The 23,281-nt window shown below is 44.4% G+C and carries 21 protein-coding genes and 1 pseudogene; 7 read left to right on the top strand and 15 right to left on the bottom strand.

All coding sequences use genetic code 11. The features are described from left to right. Nucleotides 1-13 precede the first annotated feature (13 nt). The 3 genes from OCV52_RS22170 (at nucleotide 14) to OCV52_RS22160 (ending at nucleotide 2,427) form a co-directional block, all read left to right on the top strand. Nucleotides 14-814, top strand: coding sequence for a ferredoxin--NADP reductase (locus OCV52_RS22170; RefSeq protein WP_137406194.1), 801 nt, complete (start codon nucleotides 14-16; stop codon nucleotides 812-814). A gap of 62 nt (nucleotides 815-876) precedes the next feature. Further along, nucleotides 877-1,209, top strand: coding sequence for a DUF1971 domain-containing protein (locus OCV52_RS22165; protein ID WP_004740404.1), 333 nt, complete (start codon nucleotides 877-879; stop codon nucleotides 1,207-1,209). A 222-nt stretch (nucleotides 1,210-1,431) separates the two neighbouring features. Then, entirely contained in the window at nucleotides 1,432-2,427 is a 996-nt protein-coding gene (locus tag OCV52_RS22160) for a 2-hydroxyacid dehydrogenase (RefSeq protein WP_137406193.1), read from the top strand. Nucleotides 2,428-2,520: 93 nt separating this feature from the next. Here OCV52_RS22160 and OCV52_RS22155 read toward each other — a convergent pair whose 3' ends face one another. The 8 genes from OCV52_RS22155 to ltnD all read right to left on the bottom strand — a co-directional run bounded on the left by OCV52_RS22155 (nucleotide 2,521) and on the right by ltnD (nucleotide 11,759). Next, entirely contained in the window at nucleotides 2,521-3,393 is an 873-nt protein-coding gene (locus OCV52_RS22155) for a patatin-like phospholipase family protein (RefSeq protein ID WP_137406192.1), read from the bottom strand. A gap of 208 nt (nucleotides 3,394-3,601) precedes the next feature. Then, complete coding sequence (locus OCV52_RS22150) at nucleotides 3,602-5,053, bottom strand: catalase (protein WP_137406191.1); 1,452 nt, start codon at nucleotides 5,051-5,053, stop codon at nucleotides 3,602-3,604. A 200-nt stretch (nucleotides 5,054-5,253) separates the two neighbouring features. After that, entirely contained in the window at nucleotides 5,254-6,423 is a 1,170-nt protein-coding gene (locus OCV52_RS22145) for a glycerate kinase (RefSeq protein WP_137406190.1), read from the bottom strand. Between the two features lie 113 nt (nucleotides 6,424-6,536). Next, nucleotides 6,537-7,991 (bottom strand): GntP family permease, encoded by a 1,455-nt coding sequence (locus OCV52_RS22140; RefSeq protein WP_137406189.1) that lies wholly within the window; start codon nucleotides 7,989-7,991, stop codon nucleotides 6,537-6,539. 159 nt (nucleotides 7,992-8,150) lie between these two features. Then, complete coding sequence (otnI, locus tag OCV52_RS22135) at nucleotides 8,151-8,927, bottom strand: 2-oxo-tetronate isomerase (protein ID WP_108019598.1); 777 nt, start codon at nucleotides 8,925-8,927, stop codon at nucleotides 8,151-8,153. Then, complete coding sequence (gene otnC, locus OCV52_RS22130) at nucleotides 8,927-9,574, bottom strand: 3-oxo-tetronate 4-phosphate decarboxylase (RefSeq protein WP_181359905.1); 648 nt, start codon at nucleotides 9,572-9,574, stop codon at nucleotides 8,927-8,929. The genes otnI and otnC overlap by 1 nt, the downstream gene beginning before the upstream one ends. Before the next feature lie 11 nt (nucleotides 9,575-9,585). Beyond that, on the bottom strand, nucleotides 9,586-10,842 hold the full coding sequence (gene otnK, locus OCV52_RS22125) for a 3-oxo-tetronate kinase (protein ID WP_137406188.1): 1,257 nt from the start codon (nucleotides 10,840-10,842) through the stop codon (nucleotides 9,586-9,588). A 2-nt stretch (nucleotides 10,843-10,844) separates the two neighbouring features. Next, the gene (gene ltnD, locus OCV52_RS22120; RefSeq protein WP_137406187.1) at nucleotides 10,845-11,759 is read right to left on the bottom strand and encodes an L-threonate dehydrogenase; all 915 of its coding nucleotides are present in this window, start codon (nucleotides 11,757-11,759) and stop codon (nucleotides 10,845-10,847) included. A 280-nt stretch (nucleotides 11,760-12,039) separates the two neighbouring features. Between ltnD and OCV52_RS22115 the strand changes: the two genes are divergently transcribed. Next, nucleotides 12,040-12,798, top strand: coding sequence for a DeoR/GlpR family DNA-binding transcription regulator (locus OCV52_RS22115; RefSeq protein ID WP_137406186.1), 759 nt, complete (start codon nucleotides 12,040-12,042; stop codon nucleotides 12,796-12,798). 180 nt (nucleotides 12,799-12,978) lie between these two features. After that, nucleotides 12,979-13,440, top strand: a complete 462-nt coding sequence (locus OCV52_RS22110; RefSeq protein ID WP_137406185.1) for a hypothetical protein — start codon at nucleotides 12,979-12,981, stop codon at nucleotides 13,438-13,440. A 72-nt stretch (nucleotides 13,441-13,512) separates the two neighbouring features. Here the strand turns inward: OCV52_RS22110 and OCV52_RS22105 are convergent, their stop codons facing one another. From OCV52_RS22105 to OCV52_RS22090, 4 genes are all read right to left on the bottom strand, one after another. Then, nucleotides 13,513-15,744 carry a hypothetical protein gene (locus OCV52_RS22105; protein WP_137406184.1) on the bottom strand — a complete coding sequence of 744 codons (2,232 nt, stop codon included), beginning with the start codon at nucleotides 15,742-15,744 and terminating at the stop codon, nucleotides 13,513-13,515. A 380-nt stretch (nucleotides 15,745-16,124) separates the two neighbouring features. After that, nucleotides 16,125-16,463: a Fis family transcriptional regulator gene (locus tag OCV52_RS22100; protein WP_137406183.1), complete on the bottom strand. Its 339-nt coding sequence runs from the start codon at nucleotides 16,461-16,463 to the stop codon at nucleotides 16,125-16,127. A gap of 199 nt (nucleotides 16,464-16,662) precedes the next feature. Further along, nucleotides 16,663-17,637, bottom strand: a complete 975-nt coding sequence (locus OCV52_RS22095; protein ID WP_137406182.1) for a Gfo/Idh/MocA family protein — start codon at nucleotides 17,635-17,637, stop codon at nucleotides 16,663-16,665. A gap of 3 nt (nucleotides 17,638-17,640) precedes the next feature. Beyond that, nucleotides 17,641-17,943 carry a putative quinol monooxygenase gene (locus OCV52_RS22090; protein ID WP_137406181.1) on the bottom strand — a complete coding sequence of 101 codons (303 nt, stop codon included), beginning with the start codon at nucleotides 17,941-17,943 and terminating at the stop codon, nucleotides 17,641-17,643. Between the two features lie 106 nt (nucleotides 17,944-18,049). Between OCV52_RS22090 and OCV52_RS22085 the strand changes: the two genes are divergently transcribed. After that, complete coding sequence (locus tag OCV52_RS22085; protein WP_137406180.1) at nucleotides 18,050-18,988, top strand: LysR family transcriptional regulator; 939 nt, start codon at nucleotides 18,050-18,052, stop codon at nucleotides 18,986-18,988. A 63-nt stretch (nucleotides 18,989-19,051) separates the two neighbouring features. Here OCV52_RS22085 and OCV52_RS22080 read toward each other — a convergent pair. Then, a pseudogene (locus OCV52_RS22080) lies at nucleotides 19,052-20,249 on the bottom strand (winged helix-turn-helix domain-containing protein). Nucleotides 20,250-20,283: 34 nt separating this feature from the next. Then, a complete protein-coding gene (locus tag OCV52_RS22075) occupies nucleotides 20,284-20,931 on the bottom strand; it encodes a DsbA family oxidoreductase (RefSeq protein ID WP_137406179.1) in 648 nt (215 codons plus the stop codon). Between the two features lie 193 nt (nucleotides 20,932-21,124). Between OCV52_RS22075 and OCV52_RS22070 the strand changes: the two genes are divergently transcribed. Then, nucleotides 21,125-22,324 carry an MFS transporter gene (locus OCV52_RS22070; protein ID WP_137406178.1) on the top strand — a complete coding sequence of 400 codons (1,200 nt, stop codon included), beginning with the start codon at nucleotides 21,125-21,127 and terminating at the stop codon, nucleotides 22,322-22,324. A 91-nt stretch (nucleotides 22,325-22,415) separates the two neighbouring features. Here the strand turns inward: OCV52_RS22070 and OCV52_RS22065 are convergent, their stop codons facing one another. After that, a complete protein-coding gene (locus OCV52_RS22065) occupies nucleotides 22,416-23,213 on the bottom strand; it encodes a Cof-type HAD-IIB family hydrolase (protein WP_137406177.1) in 798 nt (265 codons plus the stop codon). Nucleotides 23,214-23,281: the final 68 nt, after the last annotated feature.

Here is a 23,281-nt window from a genome sequence, read left to right as displayed (position 1 = left end):
TAAAGGTGATGATATGACAGATATTCCTCATGGTTTAGTCACAGGTAAAGTCCTAAACAAGACAGAATGGACAGATCAATTGTTCTCACTCCAAGTCAGTGCGCCTGTCTCTTCTTATCAGGCAGGTCAGTTTACTAAGCTTGGTTTGCTCAATAACGAAGGTGAGTTTGTGAGACGCGCTTATTCCATGGTGAATGCACCAGAGCATGAGCAAGGCCATCAGCATCTAGAGTTTTTGATTATTAAGGATCAGAACGGTCAGCTCTCGCCTCAACTTCACGAATTGCAAGCAGGCGATGAAATCTTTGTCGGCAAAGACCCAAGTGGTTTTATGACATTAGATGAGATCCCAGAGATCACAGACGATCTATGGATGCTTTCAACCGGAACCGCGGTAGGCCCGTTTATCTCAATGCTTGAGAGCATGCAGATACAACAAAATGAGTTGGCTTCAGACAAAGCCTCTTCATTCAAAAATCTGGTTCTGGTGCATGCCGTCAGAACAGAGCAAGACCTGACTTATCGAGATCGTATCACTCAACTCGTTGATCACTTTCAAGGGAGACTTAAATATGTGCCAATTATTTCTAGAGAATCAGTTACCGGAACTTTGCGCGGACGAATCCCAAGTTTGTTACTTGGAGGCGACCTCGAGCAAGCCGCGTCTGTCACTTTCAATCAAACCCGCAGTTTCTTCTACCTTTGCGGCAATCCGCAAATGGTTCGTGACACAAGTGATGCGCTAACAAGTTTAGGTTTCGAAAAGCATCTACGCCGAAAGCCTGGTCAATTCAGCAGTGAAAATTACTGGTAAAGATAGGCCACCTAAAACACCGAAGTATCAACTTCAAAGAACAGTTAAATAAGAGGTTTTATATGAGTCATTTACGTATTCCTTCTCACTGGAAAATTCAACGTTCAACACCGTTTTTCACTAAGGACAACATCCCAGCAGCATTGCTCAATCATCACAATACGGCTGAGGGCGTGTTTGGTCAGATCTGCGTAATGGAAGGCACCGTCACTTTCTATGGCTTTGCCGATGCAGAAGCGACAGAACCAGAAACCGTTATCACTATTGAAGCAGGGCAATTTGCCACAAGCCCACCTCAATATTGGCACCGAGTAGAACTGAGTGACGACGCGCAATTCAACATTAACTTCTGGTCAGAAAAAGAGACCAAAAAAATGTTCAATACTCGAAAGTAAGATCGACTCTGCATTGATGAACTTATAAGCAAGCTACATCGTAGTATGATTTTTGATGTTCAGTAAATAACAACAAGAGACCAAATAACCATAGTAATTACAATGACTAATGGTGATAGACAAGACAAAAAAACTCTAGCACACTGAACGGAGTTGTTAGTTTTTACCCCTTATCAAATAAACATAATTGGGGTATTCATTTTTTAGGTAAGAGAGGAAGCCATGCTCAACATTGCTTTTTTTAGCTCAAAATCATACGACGAAAAATCATTCAACCTTGCGAAAGGCGAACTCAACGCTGAGTTTCATTTCCATGATTTTCGCCTCACCACAACCACTGCGAAAATGGCGCACGACAATGAAGTGGTTTGTGCGTTTGTAAACGACGACCTATCGCGAGAAGTGCTAGAGATTCTTGCACAAGGCGGTACAAAACTGATTGCAATGCGCTGTGCTGGCTTTGACAAGGTCGACCTAGACGCAGCCAAAGAGCTTGGCTTACAAGTGGTGCGCGTTCCTGCTTATTCACCAGAGTCAGTGGCAGAGCACACTGTCGGCATGATGATGTGTTTGAACCGTAAACTTCACAAGGCATACCAACGCACTCGTGATGCAAACTTCTCTCTAGAAGGCTTGGTTGGCTTTAACTTCTACGGCAAAACTGTGGGTGTGATTGGTTCCGGTAAAATAGGCCTAGCGACCATGCGTATTCTGAAAGGCTTGGGCATGAACATCCTATGTTACGACCCATATCCAAGCCCACTAGCCGTTGAGCTAGGCGCTAAATATGTAGAGCTAGACGAACTTTACAAAGAGTCGGATGTGATTTCTCTACACTGCCCAATGAGTAAAGAGAACTATCACCTATTAGACGCGACTGCGTTTGAGAAGATGAAAGACGGCGTGATGATCGTCAACACCAGCCGTGGTGAACTACTGGATTCCACAGCGGCTATCGAAGCGCTTAAACAGAGTAAGATTGGCGCGCTTGGCCTTGATGTGTATGACAACGAGAAAGAGCTGTTCTTCCAAGACAAATCGAATGACGTAATTGTTGATGACGTGTTCCGCCGTCTATCGGCTTGTCACAACGTGCTATTCACAGGTCACCAAGCTTTCTTAACCAAAGATGCTCTGTTCAATATCGCGAACACAACCCTAACCAGTGTTGATGCTTTCTTTGCAGGCAACACCAGCGACAACGAACTCGTCGAATAACGGACTGAGTTAAAAACAAACTAGCTCTACAAATACAAAGCCACGCAGGTTCTTAAGAATAGCGTGGCTTTTTGGTTTATCTCAGTATCAAAACTAGATGCAGAAGTGGCAGTCCTCGATATCTAAACCATAGGTCCCTTTGCGAATCGCCAAGTGTTCTTCCCCTGCTTTCAGGCCCATCTCATAACCTGCATCCAATATCGCTTTATCCATAGTGAGTCGCTTAACCGCGAACGCCTCAGGTGGCGCTATCACCTTAATGGTCGCATCTTCAGGCGGATTACGAATGAACTCCAAAGATTGGTTGTAGTTTTCAGCACGCACCGCCATCGATTCTGCAATGTTGGGGAATTTCTTTAACAGCTTTTTCAGCATCCATTGATACTTCTGCGGCTTCATTCGGTAGCTCAGTGGATGGGAAAGAATCACAGTTATCTCACGCGCACCTCGTCGATATGCTTCACGAACCGGAATTGAATCCGCGACCCCACCATCGGTATAACAACCACCAGAGAAACACGGTGTTTCACGATAAGCGATAGGCAGAGCGGTTGTTGCCTCAACCACGTTCGAGAGATTTTCTGGCTTGATGTGATAGTAGTCTGCACTGCCTGTGTCGACATTAGTCACCGCGGCAATCAGTGGAATGCTTAAAAATAGCTCTCCACAATCCAGTGGGTAACGTTGGTTTGATTCATTCCATAACCACTTCACATCAACCAAGTTACCACCTTTAGCGAAGCGGGCTGGGTTCAAGAACGTTTTATCGGTCGCCATTGTGGTAATCACACTGTAGCTGCGTTTTGGCGCCTGAGATAAGTAACCGACCAGATTAGACACACCCGCAGATACACCAATCGCAAAATCATAAGGACGAAAATCATCTTGCATAAAGGCGTCTAATACTCCGGCTGCAAAGATGCCTCTCATTGCCCCACCTTCAACGATTAATGCACTTTTACTCATCTCAAACTCTACTACTTTATAAACTGATAGCCGTAGGATAATCCCACCCTAATCATAAAGATAATGGGCATAATTTATTACTTCGATAGGAAAAAACTATCGTTAGGTGATAGGCTAAGATTCAATAGTTTACTTATACCAATGATATAAAAAAGGCCATTGAGTGATTAACTCAACGGCCTTCCATTTAACGAATCAAGCTAATCGGTTACGACTTAAATTCGCTTACATCGATTTCAAGCAGTTTACCAATGCCTTCGCCGTATGCTGGATCGGCTTTGTAACAGTGTCTTAGGTGGCGTAGTTGAATCTCTTTAGGCACACCGCCTAGGTTACGAGCTGTGTTATCAAACAGAATCGCTTGTTGTTCTGCAGTCATTAAGCGGAAAAGATCACCCGGTTGTGAGAAGTAATCTTCATCTTCACGGTGGTCCCAGTGTGCTGCCGAACCATCAAGGTTTAATGCTGGCTCAGCAAAGTCTGGTTGCTCTGCCCATTGGCCTTCATTGTTTGGCTCATAGCCTAATGTGCCACCAAAGTTACCATCTACTCGCATCGCACCGTCACGGTGGTAGCTGTGGACAGGGCAACGAGGTGCGTTCACCGGAATATGCTGATGGTTCACACCTAAACGGTAGCGCTGCGCATCACCGTAAGCAAACAAGCGACCTTGTAGCATTCTGTCTGGAGAGAAGCTGATACCCGGAACCACGTTAGCAGGGTTGAATGCTGACTGCTCAACTTCAGCGAAGAAGTTCTCAGGGTTACGGTTAAGCTCTAGCTCACCCACTTCAATTAATGGGTAGTCTGCATGTGGCCAGATCTTAGTAAGATCGAATGGGTTGTAAGGTACTTTCGCTGCGTCCGCTTCTGGCATCACTTGAACTTTAAGTGTCCATTTTGGGAAGTCTTGGTTATCGATACTTTCTAGCAGATCACGTTGATGACTTTCACGATCTTCGCCGATCAGCTTCGCTGCTTCAGCATCCGACAAGTTCTTAATACCTTGCTGAGATTTGAAGTGGAATTTAACCCAGAAACGCTCATTATCACTGTTGATAAAGCTAAATGTGTGGCTACCAAAACCGTGCATGTGGCGGTAAGTCGCAGGGATACCACGATCACTCATTACGATAGTGATTTGGTGAAGAGCTTCAGGTAGAGAAGTCCAGAAATCCCAGTTGTTCTTCGCGCTACGCATGTTAGTACGTGGGTCGCGTTTCACTGCATGATTTAGATCTGGGAATTTAAGAGGATCGCGTAAGAAGAACACAGGCGTGTTGTTACCCACCATGTCCCAGCTACCTTCTTCAGTATAGAATTTCAATGCAAAACCACGGATATCACGCTCTGCGTCAGCCGCGCCACGCTCGCCCGCTACTGTCGTAAAACGTGCAAACAAGTCGGTTTTCTTACCAACTTCAGAGAACAGTTTTGCCTTGGTGTATTTGGTAATATCGTGGGTCACGGTAAATGTACCGTAAGCACCTGAGCCTTTTGCGTGCATGCGACGCTCTGGAATCACTTCACGATCAAAGTGAGCCAATTTCTCTAAAAACCAAACATCTTGTAGAAGCTGTGGGCCACGTTTGCCCGCCGTTTGAACATTCTGGTTATGAGCAACAGGACAACCCGCAGCTGTAGTTAGTTTTTTACTCATGGTCTATTCCTTAAGGTAAAAGATATCGCATCGTTGCCATATCTTAGATTTAAGCGGATTCAATACATTAAAAACCACTAAAATAATATGGATAAAGAATAGACCTGAGTGACCAGAAAATATAATCGTTTATATTTATCGTTGCTATCTATCAAACCTATCGAACAGGTGAGTTAACTAAGCCTTTGTATCACCGAATTTTATTTAAGAATTACATGACCTAACTTCAGCGTCGAAGCTATATTTCTTGCCGTCCTAATTAAGTTCAATTCAGCTTCTCGTAGTACTTGCTCGAGTGACTGTGGAGAGCGCACAGTCCCGAACAAACTGCTCATTTCACCATAAAGCGCTTCGACTTCAGTGCCCAGTGATCCGGCAATACCTATGGTTGGAATACCTTGTAAACTTGCACGCTTGGCAATGCCATAAGGTGTTTTGCCTTGCAAGGTTTGATTATCCATCTGCCCTTCCCCCGTAATCACAAGGTCGGCACCTTTCAATATCTCATCAGCTTGTAATACATCAAGTACCATCTCAATGCCGGGCTTAATCTGCATGTTGAATAGCAAGCTGAGTCCCATTGGAACTCCACCAGCGGCACCATAACCAGTGCGGCTGTGAACGGGTTCATCACCACTAACACAACCCTGCGTTTCAGCGATTTGAGCAAAATTCGCAAGAGCTTTATCAAGCATTAAAACTTGTTCTGGGGTTGCACCCTTTTGTGGACCGAAGATATGACTAGCACCATTATCACCACACAATGGATTATCAACATCACATGCGACAATCAACTTTATATCGGCACAGCGTGAATCTAGACCTGTTAGGTCAATAGATGCTAACTCCGCTAGCACAGCACCACCTCGGCTGAGCTCTTGTCCTTCACTATTGAGCAACTTACCCCCTAACGCCTGAACAATCCCCGCACCGCCATCGTTGGTTGCACTGCCGCCCAAGCCTAGAATGATCGTTTGAGCGCCCTGCTGCATCGCTTCTAAAATGAGCTGACCTGTACCAAAGGAAGAAGCCACCAGAGGATCACGCTGCTCTGGCGTCAGTAAATCTAGACCAGATGCCGCCGCTATCTCAATCAGTGCGGTTTTGTTTGGATTACGCTCTGAAGGTTCAAGCATTGCCCATTCCGCATTTACAGGCATACCCAATGGCCCTTCAACCTGAGTTACTCGCTTTTTCCCTGCTAAAACTTGTAGCAAAACATCAACCGTACCCTCACCGCCATCAGCCAAAGGCAAGGTCACGTAATCCGCGTCGGGGAAGACTTCACGAAAACCTTGTTCAATACACGCCGCCACCGATACAGCCGATAAAGATTCTTTAAACGAGTCTGGTGCAATAACTATTTTCATACTGATAAATCCAAGGAAATAATAATTTTGATAGGTTGTCGATCCAAAAATGCCCCTATGTCAGATTAGCAAGCCAATCAAGCAATAAGGGCAGTATATAAAGGTAAGCGGTATTAGTTAGTAACGGCTGCCTTTACTTGTGATTTCTCTTTGCTTTTTAGCCAGATAAATACTGCTGCTAAAACTGCAATTGGAATCAATGGATCAATCAGTGTACCGCCTTTACCAAACACCAAGTTTAGAACCATGATGATGCTTGCACCAATCGCCCATGCGATAGTTGAAGACACAGACCAGATCTTGATTTGGTCGGCTAGTTCAGTAATCCCTAGCGTACGGTTGATGATGTGGAAGTACGAATCGTTCAAATGAGAGAAGCCAACCGGGCCTACCGCACATGCAAGTGCTACGAATACTGGGTCTAGACCTAACGTTTCAACCAATGGCAGCGTCATCGTTGCTGCAACCATCATAGATGCCGTTGCTGAACCTTGGATTAGACGAAGCATTGAAGCAATGGCTAGTGGTACAAGTAGAGGTGGAATGCCGCTGCTCGCGATAGCTTCTGCAACTTGAGAACCAGCACCAGATGCTTTAAGAACAGCACCCATAGCACCACCACAGCCAGTTACTACAAGAATTAGACCTGTTGTAGATAACGCGTCATCCATTGAGCTAACCATATCTTTACGCTCAATGTGACGAGTAAGACCGTATAGCGCCATAAGAACACCGATACCAACAGCAACCACTGGGTTACCAATTAGTGAAATAACGGTATGCATTGCAGTGTCACCTTGGCCAACAAGCGTGTTGATTAAGATGAATGCGATTGGTAGAAGGATTGGACCAAATGATAAGAAGTTACTTGGTAGTTCTTTGTCGTCTGTCTCTTTTACTTTCTCTAGGTTTGCCCAATCAGCTTGGTTAGTAATCCATGTTTCACCGTTTGGTACGCGGTAGTACTCGTTACCTACTCGGCGAATGTAAATCATAGAAAGCAGCATCATAGGGATAGAAACCATCAAACCCCAAAGCATGTACTCACCGAGGTCAACGCCAAGAATACCGGCTACTGCAACTGGACCCGGTGTTGGTGGTACAAGTGCGTGAGTGATCAGTAGGCCAAGCGCTAGAGTCACACCTAGGCCAACCGCTGACTTACCAGTGTCACGTGAAATTGCGCGAACAAGAGAATGCAAAATGATATACGCAGAATCACAGAAAACCGGAATAGCGACAAGTACACCTGTAAAACCTAGTGCTAAGTCTTCGCGACCTTTACCACACAGCTTTACAAACGTTTTTGCCATTCGAACAGCGGCTCCAGAACGCTCAAAACACGCGCCCATGATCACGCCAAACGCGATAATCAAACCAATCCCGCCAAGTACGCCACCAAAGCCAGCTTTAATTGCGTTGATCAGCTCTGTTGGTGCCATTCCAGCAAACAGACCCATGATGATACTGGCAATAATCATAGCAAGTGCCACCGGGATTCTCGTTTTAATGATCATACCCATCATGGCTAAAATGCCAATTACGATGCCTATCAGTGCTCCATCCATTGTATTTTCCTTTTTGTACTATTTGTTGTGTAGGGTTTGCATGCGAGAGGCATAGGAGTACCGCCCGCAGCACTTTATTGTGCAGCGACTTTTATTTTGGGCCGCTTTATCTTATTTTTACGAGTTCAAATCTGCCTTAAAGGCTCAAGCTGGCTGCTTCTATAAATAGGGTTTAACCCATTCCAAACCAGCTTCAGTTGTATTTTTTGGGGTGTATTCACAGCCAATCCAACCTTGATAACCCGAATCATCCAAAACACTAAATAAGTGTGGGTAGTTCAGTTCGCCTTCCGATGGTTCATGTCTTTCTGGTACAGAAGCAATTTGGATATGACCGGTATAAGCGGCAACCTCACGAATCAAAGTACTTAAATCGCCATCCATGATTTGTGCGTGGTACAGGTCAAGTTGCAGCTTCACATTTGACCTATCGACCAACTTAATCAGTTCGACAGCATCACGTTGGTGAGCTACGAAGTAATTAGGAACATCACGGCTATTCAGCGGTTCAATCATCAATTCAATGTCTTGCTCAGCAAACTTATCTGCGGCAAAACGAATGTTTGAGATAAAGGTTTCAACGTGTTGATGCCTCGTGAAATTCGCATCATGTAGACCCGACATCGCGTGAACTTTCTTGCAATTCAGTGCTTTAGCGTACATAAGTGCTGTATCAACGCTGGCTTTAAACTCTTCTTCACGGCCAGGAATCGCTGCGAAGCCACGTTCACCTGCATCCCAATCACCTGGAGGCATATTGAACAGGGCCTGTTCAAAACCAAATTTCTGCATTTTTTCTGCGAGCTCGTCCGCTTCAAACGCGTAAGGGAATAAGTATTCCACTGCTTTGAAACCGGCTTGGTGTGCTTTTTCAAAACGCTCCAAAAATGGCACTTCTGTGAATAACATCGTTAAGTTTGCTGCGAACTTAGCCATTATTTGCCTCTCCCTTTTAAATCCATCACTTCTTCGTCCGTTAAGTAACGGATATCATTCCCTTTCAATAAGAATGCTAATTTGGCGGTCTCTTCTAACTCTTCTGCATTGTCCACGGCATCGACAAAATCAGTGCCTGTTACTACTGGACCATGATTCGCCAACAAAAAGGCTCGGTAGTCGCCAGCTCGCTTTGCAAGCTCTTCAGCGATCTGAGGGTCTCCTGGGCGCAAGTAAGGAATCACAGGTAATTCACCAATTCGCATCACAAAGTACGGCGTAAATGCCTTAATCGCGTTATTACGATCTAACCCTACAAGGCATGAAAGTGCAGTCAGGTATGTTGAGTGTAAGTGCACAATCGCATTGCACTCTGCATTGTTTCTATAAATCGCTAGGTGGAATGCCGCTTCTTTTGACGGTTTCTTGCCTGATATATGGTTGCCATCGATATCGACAACCGATAATTCCTCAGCCACAAGACGACCAAATGAAGAACCGGTTGGTGTTGCTAGAAAATGCCCATTTGGCAATTTGATAGAGAGATTACCGGCACCACCTGTCGCGTAACCTCGTTCGAACATCGAACGAGCGAGCGTTACCATTTGCTCTCTTAACTGCTGTTCGTTCATCAAAACTTTACTCATCTGAATCTCGCTTATGAAAAGAATGATTGCGCTCTAGCGAAGAAATTCTCGTCACCAAAGTTGCCCGATTTAAGTGCTAGTGAAAGATCACCTTCAACCGACTTAACCCAAGGCACACCCGGTGCGATTTGAGGACCGATATGGAAACCTTTAACCGCTAAACTTTGCGTCACAACACCTGAGGTTTCACCACCAGCAACGATGAAATTCTTCACACCATGTTGTTGTAGCTTGATAGCTAACAGGCTAAAGAATTGCTCTACGGCATGGCTTGAAGCTTGTGCACCGTACTCTTCTTGAATGGCTTTCAGTGCAGCCGCATCAGCGGTTGCATACACCAAAGGAGCAAGCTCACCTTGGTTGTTAGTCATCACCCAATCGAATACTTCATTGGCGTATTGATCGTTGGTTAAGCATGCCTTCACGTCGATAGCGAAATGAGGAGCGAGTTGCTTGTAAGCTGTAACTTGTTGATTAGTCATTACCGAGCAAGAACCCGAGAACACAACCGTTGGCGCTTTTATTGGGCTACCTGCGTTTTTTGCGTCGCTTTGGTCAGCAAGATGTTCAATCCAGTTTTTTGCTATGCCCGCTGCTAAGCCTGAACCACCTGTGATTAACTTCAGAGATTTAGCGGCTTGGCCTAACGTCACCAAGTGTTCTGCGTTAAAAGCATCAACGACCGCATAACGGTTGCCTTGAGCTTTTAATTCATCAAAACGAGCGGTGACTGCATCAGAGCCTTGTTCAATGGTTTGGAAGTTAACCAAGCCAGAAACACCCTCTGATTGTGCATCCATCATTCGAACGACACTGGAATCTGTCATCGGTGTAACCGGGTGATTACGCATGCCTGAATCACTTAATAGCTCACCAAAAACAAACAAGTGACCGTTGTAAACCGTGCGACCATTAACGGGCAATGCAGGACAAACCACAGTGAAAGATTCGCCAAGCTCAGCCAAAAGTGCATCGGTTACGGGACCGATATTGCCCTCAGCTGTGCTGTCGAACGTCGAGCAATATTTGAAGTAAAACTGTTGGCAGCCTTGAGATTGGAGCCATTTAAGCGCAGTCACCGAATCGGTTACCGCTTCATCTACCGGGCAAGAGCGAGATTTAAGGCTGATCACGACCGTATCCGCTGAAGCATCAAAGTCACCCTTCGGGATGCCGTTCAATTGAATAGTGCGCATCCCGTTTTCAACCAAGAAACCAGCAATGTCTGTTGCACCTGTAAAATCGTCTGCAATAACACCTAATAACATGATTACTTCTCCACTTTTGGTGTGTTAACACCCGGTAGGTCAATGCCTTGGAACACTTTGATTACTGCGCTATCGTCTTCTTGACCAAAGCCAGCATTACTCGCACTTACAAACATATTCAGTGCTGCACTTGATAGTGGAAGCGAGAATTTTAGGTCTTGAGCGGTATCCGATACCAATTTCAAGTCTTTTACGAAGATATCGACCATAGATTTTGGAGAGTAATCACCATCAACAACGTGCTTCATGCGATTCTCGAACATCCACGAGTTACCCGCTGCGTTAGTCACAACGTCATACATCAGATCGAGAGGGATATTCGCGCGAGCTGCTAATGCCATTGCTTCAGCGCCTGCAGCAATGTGAACACCTGCAAGTAATTGGTGGATGATCTTTACCGTCGCACCAAGGCCAATAGCTTCACCGATGTTGTAAACTTTTGCCGCCGTCGCATCGAGTACAGGAGCCAATGCCTCGAATGTAGTAATCGCACCTGAAGCCATGATAGTCATTTCACCTGCTTCTGCTTTTACCGCACCACCTGAAACAGGTGCGTCAAGCATCACAAGATCATACTCAGATAGCTGAGCTTCGATCTGCTTTGCGTCTTCCGCTGAAATTGTTGCTGAGACCATAACTGGCGTATTAGGTTTTAGTGCTGCCGCTAAGCCTGTTTTAAAAAGTACGGTGTTAACTTGAGCCGCATTCACAACCAGTACCAAAACAGAATCGAGTTTGTCTGCAAACTCAAGCGCACTTGTTGATACCGCTTTAGCGCCATATTCACCCAAAGTTTCAAGCGTTTGTGGATTCAGGTCGAAACCATATACATCAAGCCCTGCACGCACACATGACTTAGCTGCGCCCATGCCCATTGAACCTAAACCGATAACACCAACAGATTGAACTTCATTCATAACAAGATGCCTTTCACGTAATTATTGAATTCTAGATTTGTTAATTTTTGTTTATGTTTGTGATTATATGTGAAACAACCGAGTGCGACTTAGTGATAAGTCACACTTTTAACAAAAATTAACACCAAGAAGTAATTTACCCCTTTCTAGGCATTCATTAGGGGCATTTTTGTTCGCTATCGCAGTTTTAATAACTCATTCACAACAGATATTCACAGATATTCACAAAATAGAGAAAGATTGATAGGATGATGAAAAATAAGAATATAGAAGAAAGAACATGATCCCAGCTGAACGTCAGAGAACCATTTTATCCCTGCTATCACACCAAGAAGTGATCAGTATTTCTGAGCTCGTAGAGCACCTAGAGGTATCTCATATGACTATTCGTCGAGATATCGTGAAGTTAGAAACATCAGGAAAAGTCATTTCTGTTTCCGGTGGTGTGCAACTCACCAAAGCACTTCACAGCGAATTGTCACACGACATAAAGGTAGAGCAACAAGCTGATGAGAAGGCTCAAATCGGCCTACTTGCCGCACAGCTTGTGCCGGAATTCTCTACTATTTATCTGGATGCAGGCACAACTTCACTAGAAATCGCCCACCATCTTGCTGGAAGAAACGACCTGTTGATTATCACCAATGATTTTGCAATTGCAGCTTACCTGATGAACAACACTCAGTCGAAGATCTACCATACTGGTGGCAAGATTGATCGAGAAAATCAGTCCAGCATCGGCGGTAAGGTAGCTGAGTTCTTGGCAGGCATGAATATCGACATCGCGTTTATCTCTTCTTCATCTTGGAATCTAAAGGGACTCTCAACGCCTTGTGAAAATAAGGTATTAGTTAAACAAGCCATTGTTCAAGCAGCCCACACTAATTATCTTATTTCAGATTCAACCAAATACGGACGTATTGCCAGCTTCCACGCTTTAGATATGGGTGCGCTTAATGGCGTAATTACTGATATTAACCTACCTAAAAGCGTCATCGATGAGCTACAAGACAAAGGGATCAAAGTCATTAACTCATAACGAATATTGCCACAAAAGTTCAGGCTCACGCATTGCCATTCAGAGCCTGAATGCTTCCCTCGAGAAAGCATTTATTAATCCACTCGATAAAAATAATTCTTACAATTAAGTCCCTTTATTCGTTAATAATATTGTTACTCAACGGCATAATAGTCACGAATCCATTAAATGAGTTAGGTTATGTTCTGCAAGCGCCTTTTAGCATTAGTTTTACCCATTTCTGTTGTCTTTTCTGCACACGCTGAAACCTTTGGTGAGCGAATAGCGCGCATCGAACAAGAAAACGCACTCGCGAAGACAATGAGCGAAACACAAGCTGAGTTAATACAGAAAGTCGTTCAAACTAATCACTGCGCTAAAGTAGCATTGGTTCATCACCAACGGATTCTAGGTCAATACAAGAACCCAACCTCTTCTTCAGAGCTATTCGTTAAATGGCGAGAACAGGGCAAGCAACTGGACAGTGAATATGAGGCCGAGTATCCCGGTTACCCTAAGCACGTATTTCAAGAATACCCAGCGGCTTCAAGCAAGGTTGATGGTTACCTATTCGCCCTAATTGACAATGGCTTGAATGAAAAGCCATGGATCGCTAAAGAGTTCAAACAGTGTAAAAACAACAAGCTGATTTCAAGAGCCTAATTCAATGTTGGCAAAGAGCGGGCTTCCAAAATAGAAGCCCGACAAACAACTTAAAGCACCTCAAGTTTCAGGCTAGTAAAGTAGAAACACCCCTTCATACCCGCCAATTTCTATCTGATTAACATATTCACCAATGTTGCCATCTGCATCGACTGGCTTCATCGGAACATCCAATGTAATCGTCAGTTTCTCTGTCTCATAAAAGCTTGCGCTCTTGCCGTGGAAATCGGTGCGATACAGCACTCGCCCATGATCAAACTCTCTCGCTAACACCATATCTTCTGGTCCACCAGCAACCACTTGCTCTTCAGATTGGTAAATAAAATAGGTAAACGTCGGCAATACATGCGTCATACCATCAGGTAAGTCTTGGTGCACCATCTCGTTCATCGATGCATAACCGACTATGGTGTAATCGGCGGGCACAGGCGTATTTGTCGAGAGCATAAAAGGGATGGCGTCAAAGCCTTGTGGAATTTGGTTCGCAGGCTCACCTAGCTCAACAGCCAAAAGCGAGCTTGGCTGATACGCCAAATTCTTAGGTATACCACTCCGCCAAAAGTTATCTGATGTGGTATTGCCGCTCCCATAAACATAACCATTATTCCATTGGTTAAAATAGCTATAGTGAGGGTGGCAACTCAGATGGTAAATCGCTAAAGCGGAGTACTGATCTTGCTTCCAGTTTTGCTCACTATTCCCGTAGTGATGAACACGTCCGTAGCGCGTAGTTGCCTGAAAAATAACGCCTTGCTCAGCATAAGCGAGTGCAGAGTTATCCCAGTGTTTTGATATTCCTGAGTAACCGCTAAAGCCGGTAGAAGGGAAGATATAGTGCTCTCTGAGATATAGTGATCCGGCTTCGCGCAAGTGAGACTGACCGTTTCTTCCTAGCAAATTTGCCGTTCCTATATTCAATCCAATCAACGAAGCACTATCCAGCAATGATAGGTTTTTCAGGAACTCTGAAAATTGCAGTTTATAGAGCTCATCCGCTTCACTTGAGCCAGCGACAGCACCAAGCTCCTGAACATGCCCACCTGAGTAAACAAAGAATTGATTAGCGCCGATCAACTTATTGGTATCATCGTTGTAAGTACCATTCAGGCCTTGTTCACCCCAACTTTGTTGGTAATAGCCATGTATTGCCGACAGGTAGTCCAAATTAGCCATATTCGTTAGCGCCCAAGAGGAATCAGCACTCCACATTCGACCAAATGGAATGACTATCGATTCCCAACGAAAGCGAGCGGTGGCGTTTTTATTTGTGCGATTACGGTACTCGCTTTGTGACAAGTAGTTATCACCATTGAGGTCTGCAGCAACATCAAAACCACGGATTTTACGCCATTGGCTGATAGCACTTCCGTCTGGCGTGACTGTGGTTGCATCATTCAGTTTCACCGTCGGAAAACTGTTTTTTAGCTTCACATCTTTTAAACGCGGGCGGTCTTGTGGGTTATCCCCCTGCCAACGAACTCTAACAACATAAAAGCGTCCGCCATCTCTTACAAAAGTTGAACCAAAATACTGCCCACCACCATAGCTTGCGCCACTGCCATCATGTGTCGCCGCTCTCATCCAATCACTTGGTGGGTTCCAAATCACAGACTGGTTTTTGGTCATGTTGAGAGTTCTATCTTTCTTACTCTCAAGCCTCTCCCACTGAGACACCATCCCATGAGAATCAACGGCAGCCGGGTATTCAATCCAAAACTCTCCACCCGTAGCGAACTGAGAAAACTTGAAGGTTAAACGATCAAACGGCTCCGCATGGTAGATATAAAGCGCCCCACCGCTTTCGAAATTCTCAAATACATCTGCATCCCAAGGTGGTTGTTGGTAAAGCCAAAATCCCGCGTGATCCTCACTGGCTGTATACCCAACAATTACGGGTTTTCGATTTAACAGTGTGTTTTCACCGTGCGTTTTGTCAACTTCGGCGATAACTGTATCTTCGGAAAAGTGAAGGAAATAGTCTTCGAAGTTAATGCCATCCAACTCGGCTTGATTGCGAAGATCGTTTTCCAACCAACCCGAATTCACCGCCATTGCTTGGTTATACATATAGCCAATGGTTATAGCGTGTTGGTTGTCAGCAATGTCTGAATAAGCGCCGAATACAATGTCGCTGTTGGCGATCTCCCAATCAATAACATCATCCGCAGATAAAGGGGAACCGTCGAGAGCAGTGCCGGGCTCATGTTGCCCAGGTAATACTACCGCTGTACCAACGGCAAACGAGTGACTAGCAACCAAGTATGATGAAATGAGTGCTAGTACCCAGAGAATGTAGGTTTTCATTATCAAAACTTCCTAATCGATACTGTCGTAACTCATATAACGAGACGAAAAGTCAGCCAACTTACGTGTCAATTTAGGAATCAAAATAAGAAAAAGTATTGGTTAGATATAAGTATTGATCAAGGGTGCTCCGCCTGAAAGCCAGTTACCTGCCAGCAGTCCATATAAATAGATATTCAAACTCAGCGCGTTACAAGGAAAACTAAAAACTTATAATCTTAATTTTTCTCGTAAGGTAACTTTCACAGATAGTGAAAATTGAAGGGCATTTATTCTCAAAATGAGAATTGGGGGATAGAAAGAGATTATGGTGTTTCCGAAGCAACACCACCAAAATCCGGTACCCTTGCTCAAATACCAAGATGTTTCAGGGGGGAGAATTACAGCCTCAAATTCCACTTACCTTGGTGGTCACGGTCGCAATTTTCTTGTGTATCGAAGCTTAGGTGCTTATCAATGCTCTTCAGCTTAATCCCAACCTGATTGAATGCACTTTGAATAACGGAAGCCACCTGCTGTTGACCACCAACCTCTAAGAAATTCGTTCTATCTTGATTGCTATCGAACACACAAACGATTTTTAAGCTTTGTGGAAAGGAAGAAAAATTGACCGTATGAGTCACCCAAAGAAAACCATTGTAGCCTTTCAACGTATCTTCACACACGTCAGTTAGCACGTCTCTAATTCGATTTTCGATCTTCTTGTCTGATTTACGCATAAAGCAAGGTCCCTATTTAACACCTTAAAATATAAGGTTTTTTGGTCAATGTAGTCTTAACCGATATTGGACACTGTGGCCGTTTCAAATGCAAAGTATTTATGGAGGATCATGGGCTAGAGGGATTAGAGAAACACCTCATGCTTGATAGCTTACGAGGCTACCAAGTATGAGGCGTATACCGGACTTGGCAAAGAAACTAGCTCGCCGCTTGTTCCCAATCAGTCAGTAACTTCATGATTACGCGTGAATCTTGGTGAGTAGCCATGGGTGCTACAAGTTGTGTGTCGCCTTGCTCAACCGCTTGGCGGATATTACGCACTTGGTAATGGAAGCCATCGCCTTGCGCTTCGACTTTCACTTCACGTTTCGATGTTTCATAGATCTCAACTGTAAATGTGTTGTCTTCGGTCGGTAGCCATGGGTTGGTATCGAGAATGATACAGCCTTTACTGCCTAAAATCGTAAAACCATGCTTTAAGCCGTGGTCTTCTGCAGTATGGATTTGTGCAGTGAAGTGATCATTGAAACGCATCATCGCAGACGACTCGCAGATATTACCATCTTGACCACGTCGGCCAATTGCCGCGATCTTCACGTCATCAAACACTGTCTCACCAAATTGTTGCTGCGCGATAGAATGAATCAGCGACACTGGGTAACAGCCAAGGTTGTATAACGCGCCTTTACTCGCAGGGTTCACAAACTGGTCAATCGCCGCAACGTATGAGCCTTGAATAGAGCGTACTTCACCGATCTCACCTGTAGCTAATTCTTGATGAAGCTTGGCGATCAATGGATGATTCAAGTACATCAGACCTTCTGCGAAAAATACGCCCGCTTCTTTCACCGCTTGCAGAGCTTGTTCGGTTTTTTCCATATCAACCGATAACGACTTTTCACACAGAATTGCTTTGCCTTTTTGAGCGGCTTTAATCACGTATTCGTGGTGAACGTGGTTAGGTAGCGCGATGTAGAGAATGTCGACCGACTCATCTTCAATCAGAGCTTCATAGCTATTGAGAGTTCGTGTTGGTTGGTATTGGGCAGCAAACTCATTGAGTGTTTTCTCTGTGCGTCCTGCAACGGCATAAAGCTCGCTTTGAGCATCGCCTTTAATCGCATCGGCCATAACGCCTGAGATAAAGCTGGTTCCTAAGATTCCCCATTTCATTGCTTAGATCTCCTTCTTATGAGTTTCAAATGCTTGTACTAGCTCTGTTATATCACGCTCGATAAACGCTTGGGTATGAGGCATTCCAAAGTGCTGGTTAATGGCTTCACGGTCAGCGTATTGCTCAAGCAAGATCACTCGGTCGCTTTGGTTTTGGTCATAGGTTGCAATCGCTTGTAGACAGCCTGATTCGCTCTGCATATCTAGACAAAACTGTTCGATGGCTTCAATCGCAGCCTCACGTTCAATATTGGTTTTAATCTTAAGTTCGGCAGTAACAAAGATAGTTTCGTTTGTTTGAGGCATTTCACGCTCTTATTTTGGTCAACTATTGGTTTGCCATTAATATAATTAACCCCTAATAATTGATAAACTCACCTTTTGTTTATTATTTATCAACCAAGAGTGTTTAATGGATAAGTTAACTAGCATGAAAGTCTTCGTTTACGTAGTGGAACAAGGCAGCTTTCGCAGCGCCGCCAACCACTTCAACCTGTCGGCGACCATGATCAGTAAACATGTCCATCACCTTGAAGCGAGCCTCAACTCTCAACTGATTCATCGTACTACGCGTAAGCAGTCTTTAACCGATTCAGGGCAGCTCTACTATCGAGAATGTAAACGAATTCTGGAAGACATCAGTAATGCTGAAAATCTAATTCAAACCTTAGAAAACCAGCCTCAAGGCACGGTCAAAATAAACTGCCCAGTCACCTATGGGAACAAGGTGCTTGCCCCGATAGTGGCGAAGTTCCTTGCCAATAATCCGACGATTAATGTCGAGCTCGTGCTGAACAACGATCTTGTTGATCCTTATTCCTCCGATATTGATTTGATTGTGCGAATCGGTGACCTGTCTGACTCCAGTTTAGTCGCCAGATATTTAGGTGATTACGAGATGTGTTACTGCGCAGCGCCTGAATACCTAAACCAACATGCAGAGATTCGTGTATTAGAAGATCTCGCACAGCACCCATCGCTTGGATTTAGTTACAGCAGCCGTCGTGATGTGAATGGTCGCGAACCCCAACTACGCAATACCCAAAACAGTGAGCCGCAACTCCTAGCCCCTAAGAACCACCAAGCGGCGCATAGCTCGGGGAATAAAGGCCAAGTGCGTTTGATGTCGAACAATGGAGATGTGTTGCGATATGCCGCCCTACAAGGCGTAGGTGTGTTGTTACAGCCAACTATCTTAGTCGCAGAAGAGATTGAACGTGGTGCTTTACTGGAGATCCTACCCGGTATGGCACCTTTGCCTAAGCCGATTCACTTGCTCTACAAAACCAAGCAACTGTCTTTGAAAAACAGAACCTTTGTCGAGTTCTTGTTAGCCGAGCTTTCTAAATAACTAGAGTGATTTAAGTAACTAAGGTGGGCTGCGTTACTAATGGCTTTGAACCAACGATGAAGGTTAAAGCGTTTGCCAATGACTCATCAAGTAACTGCCAAGGCCAGAAGGCGTAGTATTGTGAACGACCATCTCATCACATTGGTTGAACACCATGAAGTGTTTAAGCTCATCAGATAAGGCATGAATCAACGACTCATGGTTTTTGATTCTATCTTCCACAACCAAGTTACGAATATTGAGTAAACGGCTCTTTCTGTCGACCTTGCAATCCATTCGCGCCACCAGCTCTCCTTGCCATAGAATCGGCAAACTGAAATAACCAAACTGGCGCTTGGCTTCAGGAACATAGCACTCGAGAAGGTAGTCAAAGTTAAACAGTGATTGCATTCGCTTACGTTGAATCAACAGATTATCGAACGGAGAAAGTACCTTTAACTTGGTTCGTGATAGTGGCTGATTCAGTAGCTCAAACGCATTAGGCAACACGTAGTAACCAGCACCTTGAACATCCACTTTCACTATTCGCTTGTCTTCAAGCATCTGTTGGAGTGTCTTCTGTATCAGTGGCTTGGTGTTCTTAAGGAGATAGCTCATCTCCGATGCGATGCCCACACCGTTCGCTTCTAAATAACGAATCAATGTACTCTTGTTCTGTGGGTTCAGAGGTATCAATGCCACTCGGCACAACTCGCTCGGTTAGGTCATACACCTTATGAAAGTTCACTCGGCTTGGCACCATTCAGTCACCTTGCATAAACAAAGTTTCTAGGGCCTGTTTGGCAGGTTTACCGCCCCATCCGCCGGGGTTTGGTCTATCGCCTTCAAAGTCTTTCGCCATTAATGGCCCTTCGTTCTCAATACGTTTGAGAACATGAGCCATGAGTGCCTCGTCTTTTTTATACCAATGCTTCAGCTTACCGCTTGCGAACGCATTTTTTCGATGCAAACTGAAACGGTAATCTCGCATGGGTAAATACGCAGCAGCATGCGACCAATACTCAAGTACCTCACGACGCTCTAACAACTTATCAAGATGGCTAAGTTGGTAATCTGGATTACGATTCCACAGCGTATGATGGTGGGCTCTTTGAATCACAGAGATCGTATCAATTTGCAAATAGCCAAGGTTTTCAATCGCAGACAGCGTGCTCGCCAAAGCGCCCCCATTACGTTTCTTTTTGGGTGGCAGCTTTTTAGGCGGTAGCTTTTGCGATAGCAGTACAATTTTTTTCGCTTGTGCGAGTGAAAGTGATTCCATGAACTCCAAACTTTAATTGATAGCAATGACCAGCTTATGATTCAGCAATAAGCTCTTGAAGGATCTGCTTGTACGTTTCGACCGTCTGCGCGCCAGTTACTGCACTCTTGCGGTTGAAAACCACAGTAGGAACCGCAGAGATACCCATGCGTTGCCATTCGAACTCTTGCGCTTCTATTTGCTTTAAGTTGTCGGTGTTCTTTAAGCGTTTCAGTGCCTTCGTTGCAACTAAGCCAACCGCTTCAAGCTCTTGCGCAATAACATCCAGATCTGACAGATCTTTTTGCTCTGAAAAATGCGCTGTGAAGAAGCGTAGCTTCAACTCTGTCTGTTTTCCGTGCGCTAGAGCAAAATCAAGCAGCGCATGTAAGTGGCGTGAATTCACCATTCTCATGCTGTCATAAAAATTGAAATCGAACCCTACCGCTTTGCCGCGAGCTGCCAGTTGCTCACGTGAGCGCTGACTTTCTTCTGCACTAGAACCGTATTTTCTCATGATATGCTCACGCAGGTTTTCACCCTCTTGCGGCATATCTGGATTCAACTCAAATGGCTTCCATTCAAGTTCAATCTGTTGTTCTAAAGCTAGCTCTGAAACAGCCTGCTCTAGGTTTTTGTAACCGACGACGCACCATGGGCACATTACGTCAGAAATAATATCGAGTTGAAGTTTCTTACTCATCGTCATTCCAAATATCGTTAATAAGGCAGATCCAATACAAGGTGGATATCCGTGTTGCCATTAAGACCACAACAATATGAACACTCGTTCAAATATCGACATATTCGCTATCAAATTTCTCTCAATTAACCTTTGACTTAAAGTTAACTTTAAGTTGTAGAGTGATACAAAACGGAGACGATGAGACAGAGATATGAAAAGAAAAACACCACCCTACCTTACCGGACGCTTCTTTGATGGCATTAGCTCAGGGCTATTTATGTTGGCACTTCCGTGGCTAATGCTAGCAACGCCCAATATGGGCACTTTTGTTGCGCTCACGGCTCTGGTCTGTACGATCACTACCTTTCTTGCTACACCCTATTTTTCAGCGTTGATCGACCGCCATTCTCGTAAAAATATTTTGATCATCGCGCAGGTAATCCAGGCTTCAACCGCATTTATTGTCGCTGCAATTTACTGGTTTGGCTTCGGTTCTATTGTCGTTCTGGGTGCCGCTCAACTCATTTTTTGGGTTTCTAGTAGCCTTGCCTGGCACACCAACAATGCCTTTACGCAAGAGAATTACGACCACCATGAATATGCGAAAATTTCGAGTCACCAAGAGATTATTTTGCAGTCGACAACTTTGGGTGCAGGCGCTCTTGGTGTTGTCTTACTCGAGCAGTGGAGCATTATTGAATTTGCGATTTTTGCAGGTATTGCCTCGAGCATTTCAGCAATAAGTTACTTGGTGACACCTTACAGAAGACAAATCACGGAGAGTGTAAATACACCATTCAAACAGCAATTGGTCGAAATTAAAGATGTGTTCTCTCAATCGCCTCAATTCTATGGTTTCCTGATTGTTTCTTGTCTCTCATATCCGATGGTGACCTTTTTGAGCCGTTTAATTCCGATTTGGTTTTCAGAACTGAATATCACCGGAGACTGGCTTGCACTTTACAATATCTCTCTCGGCATGGGGGCACTGATTATTGGGATATCTTTACCACTGATTCTGAAGTCTGCATCTCACAAAACAATCATCCAAATAGCGATGTACATCATCGGAGTCTCTTTATTGTTGATGAGCCAAGCAGAGAATCCTGCATATCTTATTGTTCTTACTTTCATTTTCGGTGCATTCAACGCACTCAATAGAATTGCCCGAACCAATTGGATGCACCATGCGGTAGCAATAAAACAAAGAGGAAGAGTAGATGGAGGGCTAGCGCTATTCGCTACATTAACCCAGAGCCTAAGTTATGTGTTGATTGCCGTATTGGCGCAAGCCGATGCGATTATTTATGGTTTTACCATTGCTGGAGCCGTGGTTCTGGCTGCCACATTTTGGATGGGTAAACTTGGCAGACAAATTAAGCCGGAGTGTACCTTAGCGAATCAATGTTAAAGCGAATTATCAAAATTCGAGATTACCAATAAAAAAGCCGACTCATGTTAGTGAGTCGGCTTTGATAAAAATCTAGAAAGGATTTTAAACGTTAGGCGAGAAGCTTTTCCAACACTTGGAATACGCCCGCATCAACATTACTTGGCGCGCCAAAACGAGCTATCTCTTTCAGTTTTGGATGTGCATTTTCCATCGCATATGAGTGGTAACTTTCTTTAAGCATCTCGTAATCATTTAGGTAGTCGCCAAAGCTCATGGTCTGTTCGTAAGTGAAACCTAATGTGTTCTGGAGATGCTTAATTGCCGCCCCTTTTGAAGCCTCAGCATTCATTACATCCAACCAAATTTTTGCGCTTACAACCACTTGGTAATTTTCACCAAACTTAGCGTCGATGCTTGGGTTTACTTTCTCTTGTGAGCCGTCAAAGTGGCAAATAGCCACCTTGATAAACTCATCTTCAACCGCCAACAGATCTTCTACCTGCTCACGGCGATGGTAGTACTTAGAGATTTCCTCTAGAGCACGCTCGTCTTTGGTTTCGATGTATGCCGACTTCTTACCACACAACACAACATGAGCGCCTTCGATAGCACGCGCTTCTTTGATGATATCTTTGATTGCATCTGTATCTAGCAAGCAGCTGTAGAGTTCTTCACCTTTGTGCATCACTAATGTGCCGTTTTCAGCAACAAACATCATGCGATCTTTAATAGGATCAAAAGTTTCCATTAAACTGTAGTACTGACGACCCGACGCAGCAGCAAAGATAATGTCTTGAGCTTCTAATCGCTCATAGAGGTTAAAAAATTCTGGGTCTAATTTTCCGTGTTCATTAAGCAGAGTGCCGTCCATATCAGCAGCGATAAATTTGATGTTCTGTTGTGGCATTTCAGAGCTTACCTATAAGTAATACCAATCGTAGTAAATAACTGTTCATCCTAGCTGGTTAAAATACT

The sequence above is a fragment of the Vibrio chagasii genome, assembly GCF_024347355.1.
Lineage (GTDB): Bacteria > Pseudomonadota > Gammaproteobacteria > Enterobacterales > Vibrionaceae > Vibrio > Vibrio chagasii.
Note: the sequence above shows the minus strand (reverse complement) of the source record. Positions and strands in the feature narration are given on the sequence as shown.